The organism is Paenibacillus sp. HB172176, assembly GCF_011947265.1.
GTDB lineage: Bacteria > Bacillota > Bacilli > Paenibacillales > Paenibacillaceae > Pristimantibacillus.
Genome location: NZ_JAATHD010000009.1, coordinates 209,070 through 228,805, shown reverse-complemented (window position 1 = coordinate 228,805; position 19,736 = coordinate 209,070). Strand labels below are relative to the sequence as shown.

Sequence of the window (19,736 nt, the reverse complement as noted above, 5' to 3'; positions counted from 1 at the left end):
GATGGAAGATGAAGTTAAATAAGAAGAGAGCGCGCTTGGTTGCGGCGGCGGGAATTGCAAGCCTGTTTATCATGGCGGCTGTGAGCGGCTGCGGCAATTCGGCAGGCAATCAAGATACGGAGGCGGACGGGGATGCATCCGCATCCGGGAAGGTGACGCTCACGCTTGGCGCATATTCGGTGCCGAAGGAAGCGGTGCAGGCCATTATTCCTTTGTTCCAGACGTATTGGAAGGAGAAGTCTGGACAGACGGTGATCTTCAAGGAATCCTACGAAGCCTCTGGCGCGCAAGCCAGGGCGATCGCCCAGGGCTTCGAGGCGGATATCGCGCTTCTGTCGCTGGAGGGAGATATCGACAAGATCGAAGAGGCGGGCTTGATAACCGAAGATTGGCGAAGCAAGCCTCACGGCGGAATGATTACCGAATCTGTCGTTGCGCTGGGCGTAAGGGATGGCAATCCGAAGAATATACGGGATTGGGAAGACTTGACGAAGAACGGCGTCGAGGTGTTGATTCCGAATCCGAAGACATCCGGTGGAGCGCAATGGGATGTGAACGCGATATACGGCGCGGGTCTCAAGCTCAGCGAGGAGGCCGGGGCGGCCGATCCGTCGAAAGCGAAGGATCTGCTGAGCCGAATCTATCGCAATGTGAAGGCGCTGGACAAGAGCGGACGTGAATCGATGACAACGTTCGAGAAGGGCATTGGGGACGCTGTCATCACTTACGAGAATGAATTGCTGGCTCGAAACCTGGCGGGCGAGCATTATGGCATCATCGTGCCGAACTACACGATCCGCATCGTCAACCCTGTCGCCGTAGTCGATATGAATGCCGAGAAGCACGGCGTCAAGGAAGCGGCCGACGCCTTCGTCGATTTCTTGTGGACCAAGGAGGCGCAGACCGAATTTGCCAAGCGAGGCTTTCGCGCCGTCGATTCCCAGGTCGGCGAGCGGTTCGCCGACCAATATACAACGCCTGGAGGACTGTTCGATATCGATTATCTCGGCGGATGGGCTCAGGTTAGATCAACGATCTATGCGGATGGCGGCATCTGGGATGAAGTGGTTGAGAATACGAAGTAGCCGTCTCGGCTGGATAGATATGCGGCAGCGTTAGGAACAGATTGCATCATGGGAAGTCTTGGGATATACTAATAGGAACAATAACATCGGCGATGGAGTTCGCCATAACCGTCCATGCGACTAATGACTCCTACCAGCTTCTTTGTGCTGGTAGGAGTTTGTTTTGTTGGGGAGGCTGTTAACATGCGCGGGAAAGAAAAGGGGAGGAATGGCTTGTGAACGTAATCGCTGTAGGAATCGGAGGATTTGCAGGCGCTATATTGCGCTATGAGCTGGGGGAGCGAATTGGAGTGAGGGGTCATTTTCCGGCAGGAACGCTGATCATTAATCTGCTTGGCTGCTTGTTTCTGGCGTGGTTCTTCACGGTAATCGTCAAGCGGACGACTTTCCATCCTAATGTTGTGCTTATGCTCGGCACCGGCTTCACCGGCGCCTTCACGACCTTCTCCACCTTCTCGGTGGAGACGACGACTCTCCTTCGAGACGGCAACACTGCTCAGGCTCTGCTGTATGTACTGGTTAGCTTGCTGGGAGGGATCGGATTAGCTCTCCTGGGAGCGAAGCTCGGGATGAGGATGAACGCGCAGCATCCCGTGCATGGGAGAACACAGTCGGCAGAAGGAGGGGAGAGATAATGCTATTCGTTGGACTTGGAGGCATCTTCGGCGCCATGACCCGTTTCTTGCTGGGCAAGTGGGTCGCTTCCCGAATCAAGGGAACCTTCCCGCTTGGCACATGGATCATCAATTTGACCGGCTCATTCGCGCTTGGCATTCTCGCTGCGCTGCATATGCGGGAGTCCATTCCCGATTGGACCTGGCTGCTGCTTGGCACCGGCTTCCTCGGCGCATACACCACCTTCTCCACCTTCGGATACGAGATTCAGCTGATGCTTCGGAACAAAGAGACGGCCAAAGCGGCGAGATACGCTTCGACATCGGTGGTGCTGGGCATTTTGCTTGCTTATGCAGGTTGGGCGCTTGCCGCTTGAAGAGGCTCCATGTTCGCCAGACCAGGGGCTTGGGCTCGTCGATCTGCTATTTCAGTTGGAGGTTGAAAACTTGGAACGCTAGAACGCCTTGAACGCAACCACTATAGCAGCAATATTCACGATGATTCCAGCGAGCTTGCACATTATATAATAGAAGTCGCTAGGCTCAGGATCCCTCGCGTTCCACGCGCTAGGAGAGAGATAGAACATGACCGTCTGGAATCGTTCATAACTACATTGGACGATGCTCGCGGGGCTGATATTCATTCTGAGCGGGGTCTATCTGGCAGGGAGAAAACAAAAACAGAGATCTTGAGGCGCATCGCTGTGGAACGGGGACCTATGAGATCGACTCCAATCTCGGATTTCAGCCGATCATCCAGCAGCTCCGCTACACGGATTTGCTGGAATTGGAGAAGATGCAAAGCATGGTTAGCTACATGCAGACGCTCTATGATTTGATTCTCGGTCAGTTGGAACAGAAGCGGAGCATGAAGAACAAAGAGCTCTTTGAGGATGTTACGGCCTTCATCGACGAGAATCTTGCAGCTTACAAATTAGCCATAAAGTGGTATTCTTATAAAAGAACATGTATGTTCTCAAATAAGAATAGCGAGAAGAGGCGAATAAATGTCAGTAATGACGAGTTACGGCGTGGGAAAGAAGGGTAAGAATTTATTTGTTTTGGCAATCATCATGTTATTCCTGACAACATTCGCGAATGTCGGTCATGCTGCTGAAGTAGGAGATGAAGTCGAACGGTCGTTGCATGGAACGATTACGGATGCCGGGGGAAACCCGATTGAAGGCGCGGAGATTGAAGTGGGATCGTATACTTCGGACGGTCCTTACGGTTATCATGCGCTTATGACAACGACAACCGATGAGAACGGGGAGTATGATATAACGTTTACAAAAAAGTTTGGCGACCCGCTGTTCGTTATTTTGCGGGTGCAAGGATTCGTAATCGTGAATGACTTACAGTCGGACAGCTTCGATTTCCAGATGCCTGTCGAGCGGGCTACTGTGTCTGGGAAGGTCACGTTCACTGATGAGTTCGAGACCCCTATCGGAGATTACCCGCTTAGCTTATACGTCTATCTGGGCCATCACGAGGGATGGATTAAAATCGCGGATACAACTACAGATTCCGAAGGCAACTATTCCTTCTCCACTATCCCTGGGGAATTCTATGGTTATCGCGGCCCCAATAACTACAGTCTCATGAATAATGATGATTTAACCTATGCCCGTGAGACAAATGTCGAGCTGCATCTTGGCGATCAGAAGACTGTCAATCTGCAGGAATGGGATGTTTATCCGGGCGCGTTGAATACTCTTCTGAATATTGAAGTTGTAGATGAAAGCAATGCTCCGATTGGCGACGCAATTGTTAATTTGACCGGAACAGAAGTGACCCTGACAGAGCCTGGCGCTTATTTTTCCTCCGGTGTGATCAAAGGGGGCTTGTACACGCTTGACATATCTGCTTCGGGATTTGAAACGTATACGGAGGAGATCTTATTAGATGGGGGGACTCGGAATTTAACCGTGACGCTCTATAAGAATGATCCTCCAATCGTTACAGCGCTGGTCGAACGCGAGCCTGATTATAACGGCTGGTACAACGAGAATGTTTATGTATATTTCGACGTTTATGATTCTGACTCCGCTAATTATAGCGTTGATCCGCCAGTTTTAGTAGCCACGGAGGGAATGGATCAAGTGATTACCGGTGCAGCTGTTGATGATGAGGAAGCGATCGGAACGGCTTCCGTGAACATTAGTTTGGACAAAACAGCTCCATTAACAATTGCGCTCATCTCGGAATCTGCCTCCAGCGATCATTGGTACAACACGGATGTCCATGTCAGCCTGCAGGCTTCGGACAACTTATCCGGAATCGAACAGACGGAGTATAGTCTGGACAGTGGGCTAACCTGGATAGCGTATGAGGGAGCTATAACGCTAGCAAGCGAAGGGGAGCAAACGCTGCAATATCGAAGCATGGACCAGGCCGGAAACAGGGAAGAAACAAAGCAACTCGAGATGAACATCGACAAGACGGCTCCGTCGCTGATCATTACCCTCACTCCAGATGAATTGACACCTGCAAAACATCAAATGAAGGAGATTCATGCCGAGGTGCAAGGCGTGGATGAGGGATCAGGAGTAGCGTTCATTCAACTAACTTCCATTACCTTCAATGAATCGGATAAGGGTTCCAAGCATGCTAAAGATTCTAAGAACAAGAAGCACGGAGAACATGCGTTGGAGGATATCCAGAATGCGGATTACGGCACATACGATACGGTGTTCGACCTGCTTGCCGAGAGCTCGAAGAAAGATGGCTATCGAGAGTATACAGTAACGTATACGGTGATGGATAAAGCGGGTAATACGGCTGCTGCTTCGGCGATTGTGACCGTTCCGGCGGAAGTTAAGGCTGACAAAGGCAAAGATAAAGACAAACATGAAAACGACAAGAACGACGTTTGATTATTCGGTTTAAAAGCAAGAGGTGGAATAAGATCATAAAGCCGGGCGAATACAGGATTATTCCTGCGATTTGCCCGGCTTTTTTAGCCTTCTATACCTTTTGGTAGAGTTATTGCAGGCAAAGATATAGGATAATGTCCCTATGAAACGACAAGAATCGCTGAAATTCATAGCGTATTGATTAGGAGGTTGTAAAGTTTGATAGTCAACAATAAACGATTTTACAAGAGCATTATGCTGTGGGTCTTGATTCTTAGCATGACTCTTCCGATCTCTGGAATAGCGAGGGCGGAAGTATCGAATGAGGATCTGATTGTGCTTTCCGGAGACAATGCCACACTTGATCTTTCTGTATCACCAGAAGCCAAAGTTAATATCGATGACGGGCTGATTGTTCAATATGATGGGACGGACCCATTGAATATGTCGGTCACCATAGAAGTGACAGGGCAAGGGAACATGCTCGACTACGACAATACGATAAAGCCTGCTGATCCTGTTGTTCAAGCTTCTAATGGGGATACACCTGTAACCTCTCTTACCTTTGTAGGAGAAACGGATGCCGCTACTTGGCAAGCCTTGCTCAGGAGCGTGACGTTGTCGAATAACAGTATGGAATATCTTCCTATAGCGAATGAATCGAGAACGGTTACCATTACGGCATTTGGCGTAACGGACACAACAACCGTCGATGTTATTCCTCCTGGCGGCGGCATTCCTGGAGGCGACCCTGGCGGAGGCGATCCGGGTGATGGTGGTGAAACAGGCGGCGCCACAGGCGGCGGTGACACCGATTATGATGACATCACGCCTGTCATCAACGAGCAGCCGGGTAATCTGACGGTACATGTGGGCGAGACGGCAAGCCTAAGCGTGGATGCGGCGGTAACGACCGGAGTTTTAAGCTATCAATGGTATCGAAACACGACGGGAAATGTGAATTTCCCTCCTGACTGGCAGGAAATCACAGGTGCAACCCATGCCACCTATGCGGCTCCGACGGAAGCGCAAGGGACAACTTATTATTATGTGGAAGTCACCAATACGGCAGGCAGCACAACGTCGTGGATCTCTAGCGACTTCGTTCAGGTGACGGTCGTTGAGGCGATTTATGTCGAGGCGCCGACGATTCTGCTTACGTTGGCGGGAGACAGTCAGGTCACGCTGAACTGGATGAGCACGGCCGGAGCGGATTCATACAGCGTATATGCAGGAACGGCATCGGGGTCATACGGCGCATCGGCGGTTGGCACCGTAAACGGCTCGACTTACAGCTATACGGTAACCGGTCTGACGAATGGCAGCACTTATTATTTCGCGGTAAAAGCCGTCAATTCCGAGGGCGGCTCCAGCGCGTATTCCAATGAAGTAAATGCTGTACCCGAAGCCGAGTATGTGGTGACTTACGATGGCAATGGAAATACGGGAGGCAGTGTGCCGACCGACAGCCACTCGTACAAGCAGGGGGCGTCCGTGCTTGCGGCAGGAAACAGCGGCAGCATGACGAAGCCGGATTATATTTTTGCCGAGTGGAACACGAAAGCCGATGGCAGCGGAACAACGTACGCCGCGGGCGCTCCGATGACCATGGGTACCGCCAACGTGACGTTGTACGCGCAGTGGAAACAATGGTTCATGACCACGATAGCGGGAAGTGGCACTCCTGATTACAGCGGTGACGGGGGAGCGGCCAAGTCTGCCGAGCTGCATCTGGAAACGCCTTTTGGGCAAACCAAACTTACAGGCGGCGGCTTGGCTGCGGACAACGATGGGAATGTGTACATCGCGGATACCTTTAACAATGTGATTCGTAAAGTGAACAGCGAAGGCAAGATCAGCACGATCGCTGGGAACGGAACGTCCGGGTATAGCGGTGATGGAGAAGACGCGTCATCCGCTGAGTTCAGATTACCGTTTGGCTTGGCCCTGGACGCAGCCGGGAATATGTACATTGCGGATTCGAGCAACCATGTCATACGGAAAGTGGACAGTGAAGGGGAAATCAGCACGATAGCGGGGAATGGAACGTCCGGGTATAGCGGCGACGGAGGAACGGCGTCATCTGCCGAGTTGAACCAGCCTTTAGACGTCGCCGTGGACTCGGCCGGGAATGTGTACATCGCGGATACGAATAACTATGTGATTCGGAAAGTAGACAGTGAAGGGAAGATCAGTACCTTCGCGGGCGGCGGAGATCAAGAGGATATTGGAAGCGGAGCGCTGGCGACGGAAGTGAAGCTGAGCCAGCCTTATGGCATAGCTGTGGACGGCAACGGCAATGTGTATTTCACGGATTGGGACAACTACCGCGTCTTGAAGGTTGATCAAGCTGGACATATCTCCGTATTCGCAGGAAGCGGAACGGAAGGGTACAGCGGGGACGGAGGAGCCGCGACAGCCGCAGAACTGAATAATTCGACAGGCCTGGCTGTGGACGGCAGCGGGAATGTATATATCGCCGATTACAACAACCATGTCATGCGGGTTGTGAATCCATATGGCATCATCAGCACAGTCGCAGGAAATGGAACAGCCCGGTATAGCGGCGATGGCGGACTAGCGACTGAAGCCGAGCTGGATCATCCCTATAGCATAGCCGCGGACAGCAGCGGGAATGTGTACATTGCCGATTCAGGCAACGATCGTGTAAGGATGGCGGGTCAGCCGCTTTCGGTAACCTATGACGGCAATGGAAGCACGGACGGCAGCGTACCGACAGACGGCAGCTTGTATCTGCGTGGCGATACGATGAACGTGATTGGGAACACCGGAAATTTGACGAAAACCAGGAATACGTTCACCGGATGGAATACGATGGCTGATGGCAGCGGAATAACGTATGTCGCAGACGGTACGATCACGTTAAATACGGAAGATGTGACGCTTTATGCGCAGTGGCAGCCCGATTGGATTGTCAGAACAATAGCAAATGGATTGAGTAATCCGAATGATGTGGCAGTGGATGCCGCCGGTAATGTGTATATTGCGGATACGGGCAGCAATCGCATTCTGAAGCGGAATTTCTCCACCGGGGCAATCCGCACATTCGCAGGTATTGGTACCGCTGGATACAGCGGCGACAGTGGACCCGCGAAGGAAGCCATGTTGAACGCTCCGGAAGGCGTGGCTGTGGATGTGGAGGGGAATGTGTACATTGCGGATTCGAAAAATGCCGTCTTCCGGCAAGTCGATGAAACGGGTACCATTAGAACTCTGTCATCCGCACCGGAATATGTCAAAGCGACGGGCGTGGCTGTAAATCGTGAGCAGACCATGTACTACACGGATTCGGAAGCGAATATAAGAGGTAAACGATATCCTGACGGATTCACACAATTCTATTGGGATATTCTTCTAAATCCTCATGACGTGGCAGTAGACGGCAGCGGCAATGTGTATATTGCGGATACGGGGAACAATCGAATTACGAACTATAATTACAACACGATTGTAGCATCGTCCTCCGGACTTAAACAACCTTACGGCGTAGCCGTGGATAGCAACGGAAAGCTGTACATCTCGGAAACGGGAAACAATCGGATCGTCCAAGCTAGTAATGGATCGATTAGCCCAATACCGGGAATCTCGGCCGGACTGAATAATCCTCGGGGACTGGCAGTTGACAACTATGATAATGTGTACGTTGCAGATACAGGGAACAATCGTATCTTGGAGATGGGCCCGGGATATTCGGTCACTTACTTCGGCAACGGAAACACGGGCGGCAGCGTACCGACCGATAGCGATCCGCACCTCAGCGGAGATAAGGCAACCGTGGCAGGGAACAGCGGTTCCCTGACGAGAACGGGTTATGCCTTTGCCGGATGGAATACGAAGGCTAACGGCAGCGGCACCTCGCTTGCAGCGGGTTCCACGGTAAACGTCGGTACGGCCCATGTGATGTTGTATGCGGTGTGGACGCCAAGTTCTTCGGGAACGAGCGGCTCTTCGGGGACAAGCGGCAGCGTCGGCGCGAGTTCCGGTTCGACAGGGGATGATGTAGGGACCGTCAGCGAGAAGCAGGACAATGGGAGGACCGTTACGACCATTGCTGTAGATGAGCAAAAGCTGCAGAGTCAGCTCGATGCCAAGGGGCAGAATGCGGTCATAACGATTCAGGGACCCGATTCATCCGATATGGTTAACGCAGAGCTGAATGGACAAATGATCAAGGGGATGGATCAGAGCAATGCGGTATTGGAAGTGAAAGCGGGCAGCGCTTCGTATTCCCTTCCGGCAAAACAACTGAATGAGCAGTTGGCGAAGCAATTCGGGACGGATGTGAATTTAAGCGATGTGAAGATAACCGTCCAGATTGCCAAGACATCCGAGGAAGAGCAGACGACGCTGGAGAACGCAGCGCAAAAGAACGGGGCTGCCATAGTCGGACAAGGGATTCATTTCACCGTTCAAGCGACCTACAATGGGCAAACCGTAGAAGTTAGCACGTTCAATCGCTACGTGCAACGAACCATCTCCATCTCGGAGGGCAACAGGGCAACTACCGCGGTACGTCTGAACATAGACGGCTCCTTGCAGCCTGTTCCGACTCATATCGAGAATGGGCAAGCCATCATCAATAGTACGACAAACAGTATGTATGCCTTAATTCATCATGAGGTCGCGTTCGCCGATATGGAGCACCATTGGGCCAAGGATGCCGTGAACGACTTGGGATCGCGCCTCGTGCTCGCCGGTGTCGGGAACAATCAGTTTGCCCCGGATCGGAACATCACTCGAGGAGAGTTTGCTGTGATGATCGTACGGGCGTTAGGGCTGGAGCCGAGCGGCGACGGCACATCGGCATTCCATGATGTAGAGTCAAGCGATTGGTACGGCAGCGCGATCGAAACGGCGTATGCCTATCGCTTGATTAACGGCTATGCGGACGAATCCTTCCGCCCGATGGAACAATTGACCCGGGAGCAGGCGATGGTGATACTCGCGAATGCCATGAAGCTGACCGGACTGGATGCGACCTTGCCGGCAAGCGATCCGAATCAAATCCTGGAATTCTATGGGGATGCATCCGACGTTTCGCCATGGGCTAGAAGCGGGGTTGCTGCCGGCGTGAAGTCAGGGCTGATTCACGGAAGAACCCCTGCCGAATTAGCGCCGCAGTCATGGATGACAAGGGCCGAAGTCGCAACTATTCTGGAGAACCTTCTTAAGCAATCGGGCTTAATCTAGTGAACGACTGACTTTAGCCTCTTTATGGACAATTGTCGATAAAGAGGCTTTTGTCTGTGCACTTCGCATGTCACCTTCGCTATGAGGGAACGGAATAACCGGTTTCATCTCATCGAATATCTAGTATAATTAGGTGACATTGTTCGACAGTGGAGGGGTAGATTGCTTTGAATGAAAGACGTGAGATGAGCTTAAGAGCATTCATGGATTCAAATCGAATGGATATACCGCTCTTCTTCAAGCTGGCGCTTCAAGCAGTGGAGCTGATTAGTGAATGGCATCAGAATCAGACCATCCCCCGGAGCATGAATCCTGAACATATAACGCTGCAGATGGAAGGGGACGAGTTGTTGCTGAAGTGGCGCCCAGTTGATGATGAAGAATATGGTCATGCTTACGCCTATCTGTCTCCGGAGCACGGCGGGCGCATGACGCGGCAGCCCGATCTTCGCAGTGAATTGTATGGAATTGGCATTCTGTTCTATGAATGGCTGACCGGCGAGTTTCCATTCCAGGCAAGTACGTTAAACGAATGGATTCATGCTCATATGGCCGTGCTGCCGGAGCCGCCTCTTGCCTTACAGCCGCGAATTCCGCAGCAAATCAATGATCTTGTCATGAAGCTTCTCTCCAAGGCGCCGACGGATCGTTATCAAAGCGCTCGCGGGCTTCAAGAAGATTTGCTAAGATGCGCCGATCAATGGACGAAGACAGGAGAGATTGAACGGTTTCCGCTTGGCGAATTGGATGAGCGAAGCGTTCTGCGATTGCCGAGCCAGCTTTATGGTCGGAGCCGGGAATGGCAGCAATTGCTCGACGTCTATGCGCGTGTCTGTTCCGGCTCGAAGGAGCTGTTCTTCATAGGAGGACATGCCGGGAACGGCAAATCTTCCTTAATGAGGGCGTTGCGGGAGTACGTATCCCGGGACAATGGAATTTTCGTCTATGGCAAGTCTGAATCGATCCGGGAATCGAAGCCTTACGCTCCCTTAATCGCTGCTGTCACCCATCGACTCCGACAGCTATTGGCGAGCGGGGATGCACAGGTTGAGCGATGGAAAGCGAAGATTACCAAGATCCTGGGTCGAAGCGGGAGCGTGCTTACACAAGTGATTCCTGAATTAACCTGGCTGGTTGGAGAGCTATCGCCAGTAGAGGCTTTGCCGCCTGCAGAGGCGATGAACCGCTTCCGCAAGCTGTTCGGCAATTTGATTCAAGCGTTTGCGAGCAAGCAACATCCGCTCATCATTGGCCTTGATGATCTGCAATGGGCAGATTCGGCAAGTCTTCATCTGCTTCGCGATTTATGGCAGCAATCGTCGCTTCGGCATGTAATGATCATTGGAGCGTATCGGGAGGATGAGGTTGACGAGCGGCATGAGCTGCATCCCTGGCTGCTGGAGCTATCCCTTTCGGATGCTGCCGGGTTTCAAGCCATGAAGCTGCATGCCCTCAGTTATTCCGATGTCACACTGTATCTTTCTGAAACATTGAACGCTGACCCGGATGAGTTGAAGCCGTTAACGGATATTCTCTATCAACAAACCGCGGGCAATCCGCTTTACCTGAGGCAAATGCTGCAAACTTGCTATGATCAGAAGCTTCTGTCTTTCGACTTCAAGCAATTGCGATGGCAATGGGAATTGCAAGCGATCAAAGACATGAAGGGCTTTCAGCATGTTATCGATTTAATAAGAAGCCGAATTGAAGTCCTCCCGGAAGAGACGCGTCTGCTGCTGCAACGGGCTGGCTGCCTGGGAGCCGCTATCGATATTGAGCCCCTGTCGCTCATCGCAGGTATGGATGCTGAGCATGTCACTAGGATGCTTTCGCCTGCTGTCAACGAAGGGTGGATTGTCATTGAGGATGAACAGTTAAGATTCCAGCATGATCAAGTACAGAAGGTCGCTTATGATCTCATTTCTAATGAGGAGAAAAAGCAGGTGCATTTGGAAATCGGACGTGCCCTGCTGCACGCTATTCCAACTGACATTGCGGAAGATCACTTGTTTCAAGTCGTCCATCATTTCAATGCAGGTCGTGCGTATATGAAGAGGGATAGGGAGCTCGACCAATTAGCTCTCATGAACCTTAAAGCAGGCAGGAAGGCGAAATCTTCCGCTGCTTATGGACAAGCTCTGAGCTTCTTCCTGATCGGGGCTGAATTGGTCGGAACGGAGGGCTGGTCTCGATCCGATGGGCTTTACTTTCAACTGGTGCTGGAACGCACGGAATGTCTCTACTTCTCTGGCGATATTGGTCATGCGGAGGCGGATTTGCACGAGTTGCTGCGGCATGCCGATGATTTATCCGATCGTTCTCGAATTTACTCAATCATGATCATGATGTACAGCTTCCATAACAGAATGAACGAAGCTGTTGATATAGCGGTGCTGGCGATGAATGAATGTGGACTCTCTATGCCTTCTGCGGCATCTGTCCCATCCATGCTCGTTGAAATCGCACGGACCCAGCTATTGTTAAGCAGATATCGTATGCGTCTCGACCAATTGCCGATTAATCGCGAGATGAACCATCAAGCCTTGGCTCAAATCGTGACGGTCGCTTCATCCGTTATTTTTATCGTCAATCCGGCATTATCCATTATCTTATTCGCGAAGTATGTCCGATTGTCCCTGCAGCATGGTCTTGGAGACGACGCCTTCTCCATTGCGCTTGGCTCTTATGCCGCCGCCATTGGTTTTGGTTTTGGTCAATATCGGACAACGGCGCGTTTGATCGAGATAGCCTGGACTTACGCTGAGCAATCGGACAGCCTGGTGCTCAGAGGAAAGATGCAGTTGTATCTGGGTTTGGCCAAGCAACACTTTCATGCCAAAGAAGAAGTCGTCTCCAGCTTCGAAAGCGCGGCGCAGCTCAGCTTGGAATGCGGAGATATGGTAAATGCGGGGAATGCGATTGCCTGCCATATCATCACCTATGATCAGGATTTAAGACGGTTGGACCAAATTTGTCACACCTATGAGTGGGAGAATGCCCAATGGCTCAATGCCATTACACTTCGGGCGGTTCACATTACCAATCGATACATCGAGCGATTGCAGCGGCCTCTCGATGACCAGCAGTTGCTCTTTCATATCGCGGACATGCCGGAGAATGACAGGTGGTTGGAGCAAGTGATGTCTAATGAGGAGAAAGGCACCTGGTATTACCTCTATTCATGCAAGCTTGAGGTCGCGTTCGTGTGCAATCGATATTCGGATGCGGTCGCACTGGCCGAGCAATCCGTCCGAATAAGAAGAGATGTTCTGCTGTCGATTCAACAGAAGCATTGCTTCTATTATGCCTTGTCTCTTATGAGAATGGCTGCGGAGAATGCTCGATTGTGGAAAGGCAAGCAACGAAGAGCGCTGCGGAAGCAGATGAATCGGATGAGAAGGTGGACGGATGCCTCACCCAAGACGTTGTCCAAATATCGGATCATGCAGGCGGAATACGCCAGGTTGAACCGTAAATATGAAGACGCGGTTAAGCTATACGATCAGGCGATCCATGCAGCAAGGCAAGCTGGCGATTATCGGGACGAGGCGATTGCAGCGGAATCAGCCGCAGGCTTCTATGCGAATAGGAATGATTCATCTCAGTATGAACATTATCTTCGGGAAGCTTGCGAGGCTTATAACAAATGGGGGGCAACCGGGAAAGCGAGGAGCTTGCAGGCGACCGTTCCGGCACTCCATTCGCTATCTATTGATGATTGGCATGAATCTGACAAAACCGCCCCCGAGACGAAAACGGAAGAAAATCGGAAAACAATCCATATGCCGCCTGGAGCGAGCCTCAGTCAGGACCTGGATATGGAGATGCTGCAGCAAACGGCTCGAACCTTCCTGGATGATCAACCGAGTATGCCCTTGTCGGAGCGATTCCTGCAGCTTGCTCTTCATACGACCGGTGCGGAGAGGGGGCTTATCCTGTTGGACAATGACGGTCGGTTCGTCATTCATACTGCAATCGAGATCAATCGGAAGCGGGAGGACGACCCGGAGCGGGAAGAGCCTTATTCCAATAGCGTCGTTCAGTTCGTCCATCGAACGAAGGAGCCTATCATTCTAGGAGAGGCCTTGCAGAGTATGTTCGCAAGCGATTCCTATATTCAACGGCTGCAGGCGCAATCGATATTGTGTTTGCCTATTCATGATTCCGTTCATCGAGAAGGGCTGGTATATCTGGAGAACAATCAAACTCCCGATGCGTTCACGCCGGATCGCGTGGATATGCTGGAGCTCATATTCTCACGTATGATTTATATGAAGCTATGGCATTTGGAGGATAGTACTGGAAAGAAGGATAGACAGGAAGATTCCCCGTCCTCCATATTCATTGTCGAAGCCTTAACCGTTCGTGAATTGGAAGTTGTTAAACTGATGGGCGAAGGGCTGTCCAATAAGCAGATTGCGTTGCGGTTGTCGATAACGGAAGGTACAGTCAAAACACATACGAATAACATTTACGGTAAACTTCAGGTCAACAAAAGGGTACAGGCCATTAACAAAGCGAAGGAGCTTCATCTGATAACCTAGCTCCAAGTGCGCCTAGTCACAAGTGAAATACACACGATTCGGATCTGTATTACTACGCCAATTGACAAGGGGAGAAATAGTGTGCGGGAACGATTCTCCAAGGGGCCAAAGACAAGCGAACCGACTCAGGCGGAAGGACAGCGCAGCAGCCAGACGGGAGTCCCCGTGGGGCTGGCGCAGCTTAGACAGATGCAGCAGTCGATCGGCAATCAAGCGAGCATCAGGCTGTTGAAGACTGCTGGAGCTTCAGGTCTGCCGCAGAGGACGAATTCGGCGCCAATTCAAATGAAGCCGATCGGATTTAAGAACGAGCTAGGCGCGGAACTGGATACCGACCAACCGGAGGAGATCCTGACCTATGTTAACAAGCTGCTTGGCAAGGATGACGGGTTTGCGACGGCGAAGGAGATCGAGCGGAAGCTGAAGGAGATGGAGGAAGACGTTCCGGAAGCAAAGGAGATTGCCAAGGAAATTCGCAGACGTCTCGCGAACGCATCGATTGACGGCATGTTGAATGCGATGGATACGAGCCAGAGTACAGCCGCCTCGTCCTTCAACGTCATGAGCGCAGTTTACTTGGTCGATCAACAAAATGCGGCGAATACGAATCTATCTCCACAGAATATTGCCGACGACGGCGGCAAAGCGGAGATGATTAAGCTGCTTAAGGGCTTTACCTTGCCTGTCTTCATCCGCGACAAGCCGCAAGACCTCAACATAGGGGATTACTTCGAGAGTCCGAAAAAGTCAAAGCATAATTATTTTCCGGAGCTTGATATTCGGGATGCTGTCGCCAAGAAGCTGAAGGAGATTAAGGGCACGAATCCGGAGGCCGAAATGGCGTTATACTGGGCCGAAGAGAGGCTTACTCCTCCTGTATCGGCTAGATCATCCGGAGGCGGCGGGGGAAAGGTGACGGTCAAAGCAACGGCGAACAGCATTGAAATTGGCGGTCGGCCGGGCTTTGAGACCGAAGCGCAGGAGCTGCCGGGTATGCTTGATGACTATCATCGCCGACACGTCATCGCTTGGCACTCGATCAAGTCGACAGTCGCTAATGTGGCCAAATATGTCATGCGAACGCAAACGACAGACGAGGGCTTTAAGGGTTTGAGCACAATGTTCACGAAGCTGTATAAGGACTTTGGCATTGAAGCCGCGCTGGCCCAGAAGAAGGTCGAGCTGGAGACGAAGCTTGCCCTGAAGGAAAATGCGCTCCATCGGAAGCAGCTAGACAAAATCCCGGACTTAACGACGATGAACGAGACGAAGAAGCTCGAAACGGTGATGCAGCTCGTGCTCAGCCACCTGAACAGCAACATAAAAAACCTTTGGCCCGGCGAAGGATATGAAAATTCCTTGATTAACACCTACCAATCCGTGTTGCGTGCGTGGGCGGGCGAGGTGGATTCCATTGATGCGGACAAGCTTGGAACATGGGCTTCAGCGAAGGCGAAGGAGCTTAAGGAACGGACCGATGCCAATGGAGGCCGCTTCAAGAGCATTTTAACGAACATTCACGAGATGATCGGGCAGTGGGAACAAGCCAAGTCGCTGGAGTTGGATGCGAAGAAGGCGTGGGAGGAATGCCAGGACACCGCCCAGAAGTCGGAGCTTGAGAAGAAATATAAGCTGGCGCAGGCATTTGACCTGAAGAAGGTGCTGCTGAATGCTGCGGATTCGTACGAGGTAGACTGGCCGTATAAGAATGAAAGCGGCAAGGACGACCAAGCGCATCTGAAGAGGAACAACAAGCAGGTGAACAACAACCTGTTGAAAATCGCGGGAAGGTTCCTTGATTGGTCGGAAAACAAGGGAGACATTTTCACGAAGGACGTCAATGAATCCCTGCATCAGCTAGACACCCTGCTCCGTCAATTCATGGACCCTGCTTTAGCAGGCGGCGGAGAGGAGATTCCGAAGTAGGAGTTATATTTTTTGGCCGAGTATTCACGAAATAACGTAAACGGACAGCCCTCTGAGAAGTGGAGGGCTATTCGGCATCCCATTATACTGTTCATTCGTGAGAAAAATTTCTCATTCGTGGCATCCCCCTCAAGCAAGTTCATTTATTCTTTCATTTTTCTTTCATAGCGCTCTAGTAAGATGAGGGAAAAGTCTTTGTCAACCGAAGACAAAGACGAATGTTTGAAGGAGGATTATGGTTTTGCAAAGGATTGTATCGAAGTTTATTCTTTTTTTGGTATTCCTGATAGTCGTCTCGGTGTCTATCCCCGGCCAACCCGTTCTGGCGGATAATTTCGGCGATTATACTTACACGAATCATGGAGACGGGACGGCAACGATTCTCGACTACAATGGTACGGCTACGGATGTGAACATACCTGGGACATTGAATGGCTTGACAGTTATCGGAATTGGAACAGACGCTTTCAGAAGCAATGGACTAACCAGTGTTACGATCCCTGATAGTGTTAGGACTATTGGGACTCAGGCTTTCCTCTACAACAATTTGACGAGTGTAACCATCCCGAGTAGTGTTAAGACAATTGAATTAAATGCTTTCAGAGAAAGCGGTCTGACTTCTGTTACCATTTTGGATGGCGTGACGACAATAGGGGAAAGTGCATTCGCTCTTAATAACCTGTCCAGTGTCACCATTCCGGGAAGTGTGACGCTTATAGGACAAGTAGCTTTCAGAAGTAATTTACTAACCAGCGTCACGATTCTGGAAGGCGTGACGACTATTGGTGCGCAGGCATTCATGAATAACAATCTGACCAGCGTCACCCTACCGAGTAGTCTAACGTCTATAGGAGATAGTGCATTTTTAAATAACAGTTTGACGAGTGTTGCGATTCCGGATAGCTCAATGACAATTAGGGCTGCAGCATTTCAATCCAACGCATTAACAAGTATTACGATCCCAGACAGTATAACGGAAATTGGAGAATATGCATTCTCCAATAACCAACTGTCCAATGTTACGATCAATGGCGGCGACACGATAATCGGAGCACATGCGTTCGAGGACAATCAATCACCCCCGACTGATCTAACGATCTATAGCTATGATTCTTCTCTGGCCAAAGTTTATGCTGCGAATAACGGGCACACATTTTATGGATTTACTGACCTTACCGGCCTTGCGCTTAGTGCGGGCACTCTGAATCCCGCCTTTGCATCAGGCACGGTGTCCTACACTGCTTCCGTCGCCAATAATGTGAATTCGATCGAGGTCACGCCGACAACAGCTGTCGGTGCATCTACCGTGACGGTCAACGGCGAGACGGTGACCAGCGGCAGCGCTTCTGATCCGATCGCGCTGAACGTCGGTACGAACACGATCACTGTGGTGGTGACGGCACAGGACAGCTCGACCAAGACGTATACGGTCGAAGTGACGCGGGCCGCTTCGAGCAATGCGAATCTGAGTAATTTGACGCTGAGCGCGGGCAGTCTGACTCCCGCGTTTGCATCGGGCACGGAGGATTACACCGCCGCTGTTGCCAATAGCGTGAGTACGATTGAGGTCACGCCAACAACGGCCGTCGGCACATCTACCGTGATGGTCAACGGCGAGACGGTGACCAGCGGCAGCGCTTCCGATCCGATCACGCTGAACGTCGGTGCGAATACGATAACGGTGGTGGTGACGGCGCAGGACAGCTCGACCAAGACCTACACGGTCGAAGTGATGCGGGCCGCTTCGAGCAATGCGGACTTGAGCAGCTTGACACTGAGCGAAGGTAGCCTGAATCCTGCCTTTGCATCGGGAACGGAGGACTATACCGCCGCTGTTGCCAATAGCGTGAGTACGATTGAGGTCACGCCAACAACGGCCGTCGGCACATCTACCGTGATGGTCAACGGCGATACCGTGGTTAGCGGCAGCGCTTCTGCTCCGATTGCGTTGAATGTCGGCACGAACACGATTACCGTGGTGGTGACGGCAGAGGACAGCTCGACCAAGACGTACACGATTGACGTAACACGGGCCGCTTCGAGCAACGCAAACTTAAGCGACTTGACACTGAGCGAAGGCAGTCTGGATCCCGTGTTTGCCTCGGGCACGGAGGCTTATACCGCCGCTGTTGCCAATAGCGTGAATACGATCCAGGTCACGCCAACAACGGCCGTCGGCACATCTACCATGACGGTCAACGGCGATACGGTAACGAGCGGCAGCGCTTCTGAACCGATCGCGCTGAATGTCGGGACGAACACGATCACCGTGGTGGTGACGGCGCAGGACAGCTCGACGAAGACCTATACGATCGAAGTAACGCGGGCCGCCTCGAGCAATGCGGACTTAAGCGACTTGACGCTGAGCGAAGGCAGTCTGGATCCCGCCTTTGCATCAGGCACGGAGGGCTACACCGCCGCTGTTGCCAATAGTGTGAATACAATCGAGGTCACGCCAACTGTGGACGTCGGGACATCTACCGTGACGGTTAATGGCGATACGGTAACTAGCGGCAGCGCTTCTGAACCGATCGCGCTGAACGTCGGCGCGAACACGATTACTGTGGTGGTGACAGCACAGGACAGCTCGACCAAGACCTCGGTCGAAGTGACGCGGGCCGCTTCGAGCAATGCAAACTTAAGCGACTTGACGCTGAGCGAAGGCAGCCTGGATCCCGTGTTTGCCTCGGGCACGGAGGCTTACACCGCCGCTGTCGCCAATAGCGTGAATATGATTGAGGTCACGCCGACAACAGCCGCGGGCACATCGTCCGTGACGGTCAACGGCGATACCGTGGTTAGCGGCAGCGCCTCTGATCCGATCACGCTGAATGTCGGCGCGAACACGATCACCGTGGTGGTGACGGCAGAGGACAGCTCGACCAAAACGTACACGATTGACGTAACACGGGCCGCTTCTAGCAACGCAAACTTAAGCGACTTGACGCTAAGCGAAGGTAGTCTAGATCCCGTGTTTGCCTCGGGCACGGAGGCTTATACCGCCGCTGTTGCCAATAGTGTGAATACAATCGAGGTCACGCCAACTGTGGACGCCGGGACATCTACCGTGACGGTCAATGGCAATACAGTGACGAGTGGCAGCGCATCCGACCCCATCGCGCTGAATGTCGGTGCGAACACGATCACCGTGCAAGTGACAGCGCGACAGCTCGACGAAGACTTACACGATTGATGTGACACGGGCCGCCTCGAGCAATGCGGACTTGAGCAGCTTGACACTGAGTGAAGGCAGTCTGAATCCCGCCTTTGCATCGGGAACGGAGGACTATACCGCCGCTGTTGCCAATAGCGTGAATACCATCGAGGTCACTCCGACCGTGGAAGTCGGAACCTCTTCCGTGACGGTGAACGGCGATACGGTAACGAGCGGCAGCGCCTCTGATCCAATCACGCTGAACGTCGGTGCGAACACGATCACCGTGGTGGTGACGGCACAGGACAGCTCTACTAAGACCTACACGGTCGAAGTGACGCGGGCCG

Annotated in this window: 10 protein-coding genes and 1 riboswitch; of the genes, 9 read left to right on the top strand and 1 reads right to left on the bottom strand. The window is 52.0% G+C overall.

Annotation, left to right across the window (positions count from 1 at the left end):
• Nucleotides 1-8 precede the first annotated feature (8 nt).
• From HFP08_RS14425 to crcB (HFP08_RS14415), 3 genes are all read left to right on the top strand, one after another.
• The gene (locus tag HFP08_RS14425) at nt 9-1,085 is read left to right on the top strand and encodes a sulfate ABC transporter substrate-binding protein (RefSeq protein WP_168121284.1); all 1,077 of its coding nucleotides are present in this window, start codon (nt 9-11) and stop codon (nt 1,083-1,085) included.
• Nucleotides 1,086-1,164: 79 nt separating this feature from the next.
• Nucleotides 1,165-1,225, top strand: a riboswitch (Fluoride riboswitch).
• A gap of 75 nt (nt 1,226-1,300) precedes the next feature.
• On the top strand, nt 1,301-1,720 hold the full coding sequence (crcB, locus tag HFP08_RS14420; protein ID WP_168121283.1) for a fluoride efflux transporter CrcB: 420 nt from the start codon (nt 1,301-1,303) through the stop codon (nt 1,718-1,720).
• Nucleotides 1,720-2,076: a fluoride efflux transporter CrcB gene (crcB, locus tag HFP08_RS14415; protein ID WP_168121282.1), complete on the top strand. Its 357-nt coding sequence runs from the start codon at nt 1,720-1,722 to the stop codon at nt 2,074-2,076. Before crcB (HFP08_RS14420) ends, crcB (HFP08_RS14415) begins: the two co-directional genes overlap by 1 nt.
• A gap of 78 nt (nt 2,077-2,154) precedes the next feature.
• Here crcB (HFP08_RS14415) and HFP08_RS29735 read toward each other — a convergent pair whose 3' ends face one another.
• Nucleotides 2,155-2,286: a DUF6199 family natural product biosynthesis protein gene (locus HFP08_RS29735; RefSeq protein WP_481856575.1), complete on the bottom strand. Its 132-nt coding sequence runs from the start codon at nt 2,284-2,286 to the stop codon at nt 2,155-2,157.
• A 420-nt stretch (nt 2,287-2,706) separates the two neighbouring features.
• Here HFP08_RS29735 and HFP08_RS14410 point away from each other — a divergent pair, with 420 nt between their 5' ends.
• The 6 genes from HFP08_RS14410 to HFP08_RS14385 all read left to right on the top strand — a co-directional run.
• A complete protein-coding gene (locus tag HFP08_RS14410) occupies nt 2,707-4,575 on the top strand; it encodes a carboxypeptidase-like regulatory domain-containing protein (protein WP_168121281.1) in 1,869 nt (622 codons plus the stop codon).
• A 198-nt stretch (nt 4,576-4,773) separates the two neighbouring features.
• Nucleotides 4,774-9,765: an NHL domain-containing protein gene (locus tag HFP08_RS14405; protein WP_168121280.1), complete on the top strand. Its 4,992-nt coding sequence runs from the start codon at nt 4,774-4,776 to the stop codon at nt 9,763-9,765.
• A 167-nt stretch (nt 9,766-9,932) separates the two neighbouring features.
• Nucleotides 9,933-14,309, top strand: coding sequence for an AAA family ATPase (locus tag HFP08_RS14400; protein WP_168121279.1), 4,377 nt, complete (start codon nt 9,933-9,935; stop codon nt 14,307-14,309).
• An 81-nt stretch (nt 14,310-14,390) separates the two neighbouring features.
• Nucleotides 14,391-16,235: a hypothetical protein gene (locus HFP08_RS14395; protein WP_168121278.1), complete on the top strand. Its 1,845-nt coding sequence runs from the start codon at nt 14,391-14,393 to the stop codon at nt 16,233-16,235.
• A gap of 241 nt (nt 16,236-16,476) precedes the next feature.
• Nucleotides 16,477-19,428: a cadherin-like beta sandwich domain-containing protein gene (locus HFP08_RS14390; RefSeq protein ID WP_168121277.1), complete on the top strand. Its 2,952-nt coding sequence runs from the start codon at nt 16,477-16,479 to the stop codon at nt 19,426-19,428.
• A 31-nt stretch (nt 19,429-19,459) separates the two neighbouring features.
• A partial coding sequence (locus HFP08_RS14385) for a cadherin-like beta sandwich domain-containing protein (RefSeq protein WP_206109252.1) occupies nt 19,460-19,736 on the top strand: 277 nt, incomplete at its 3' end.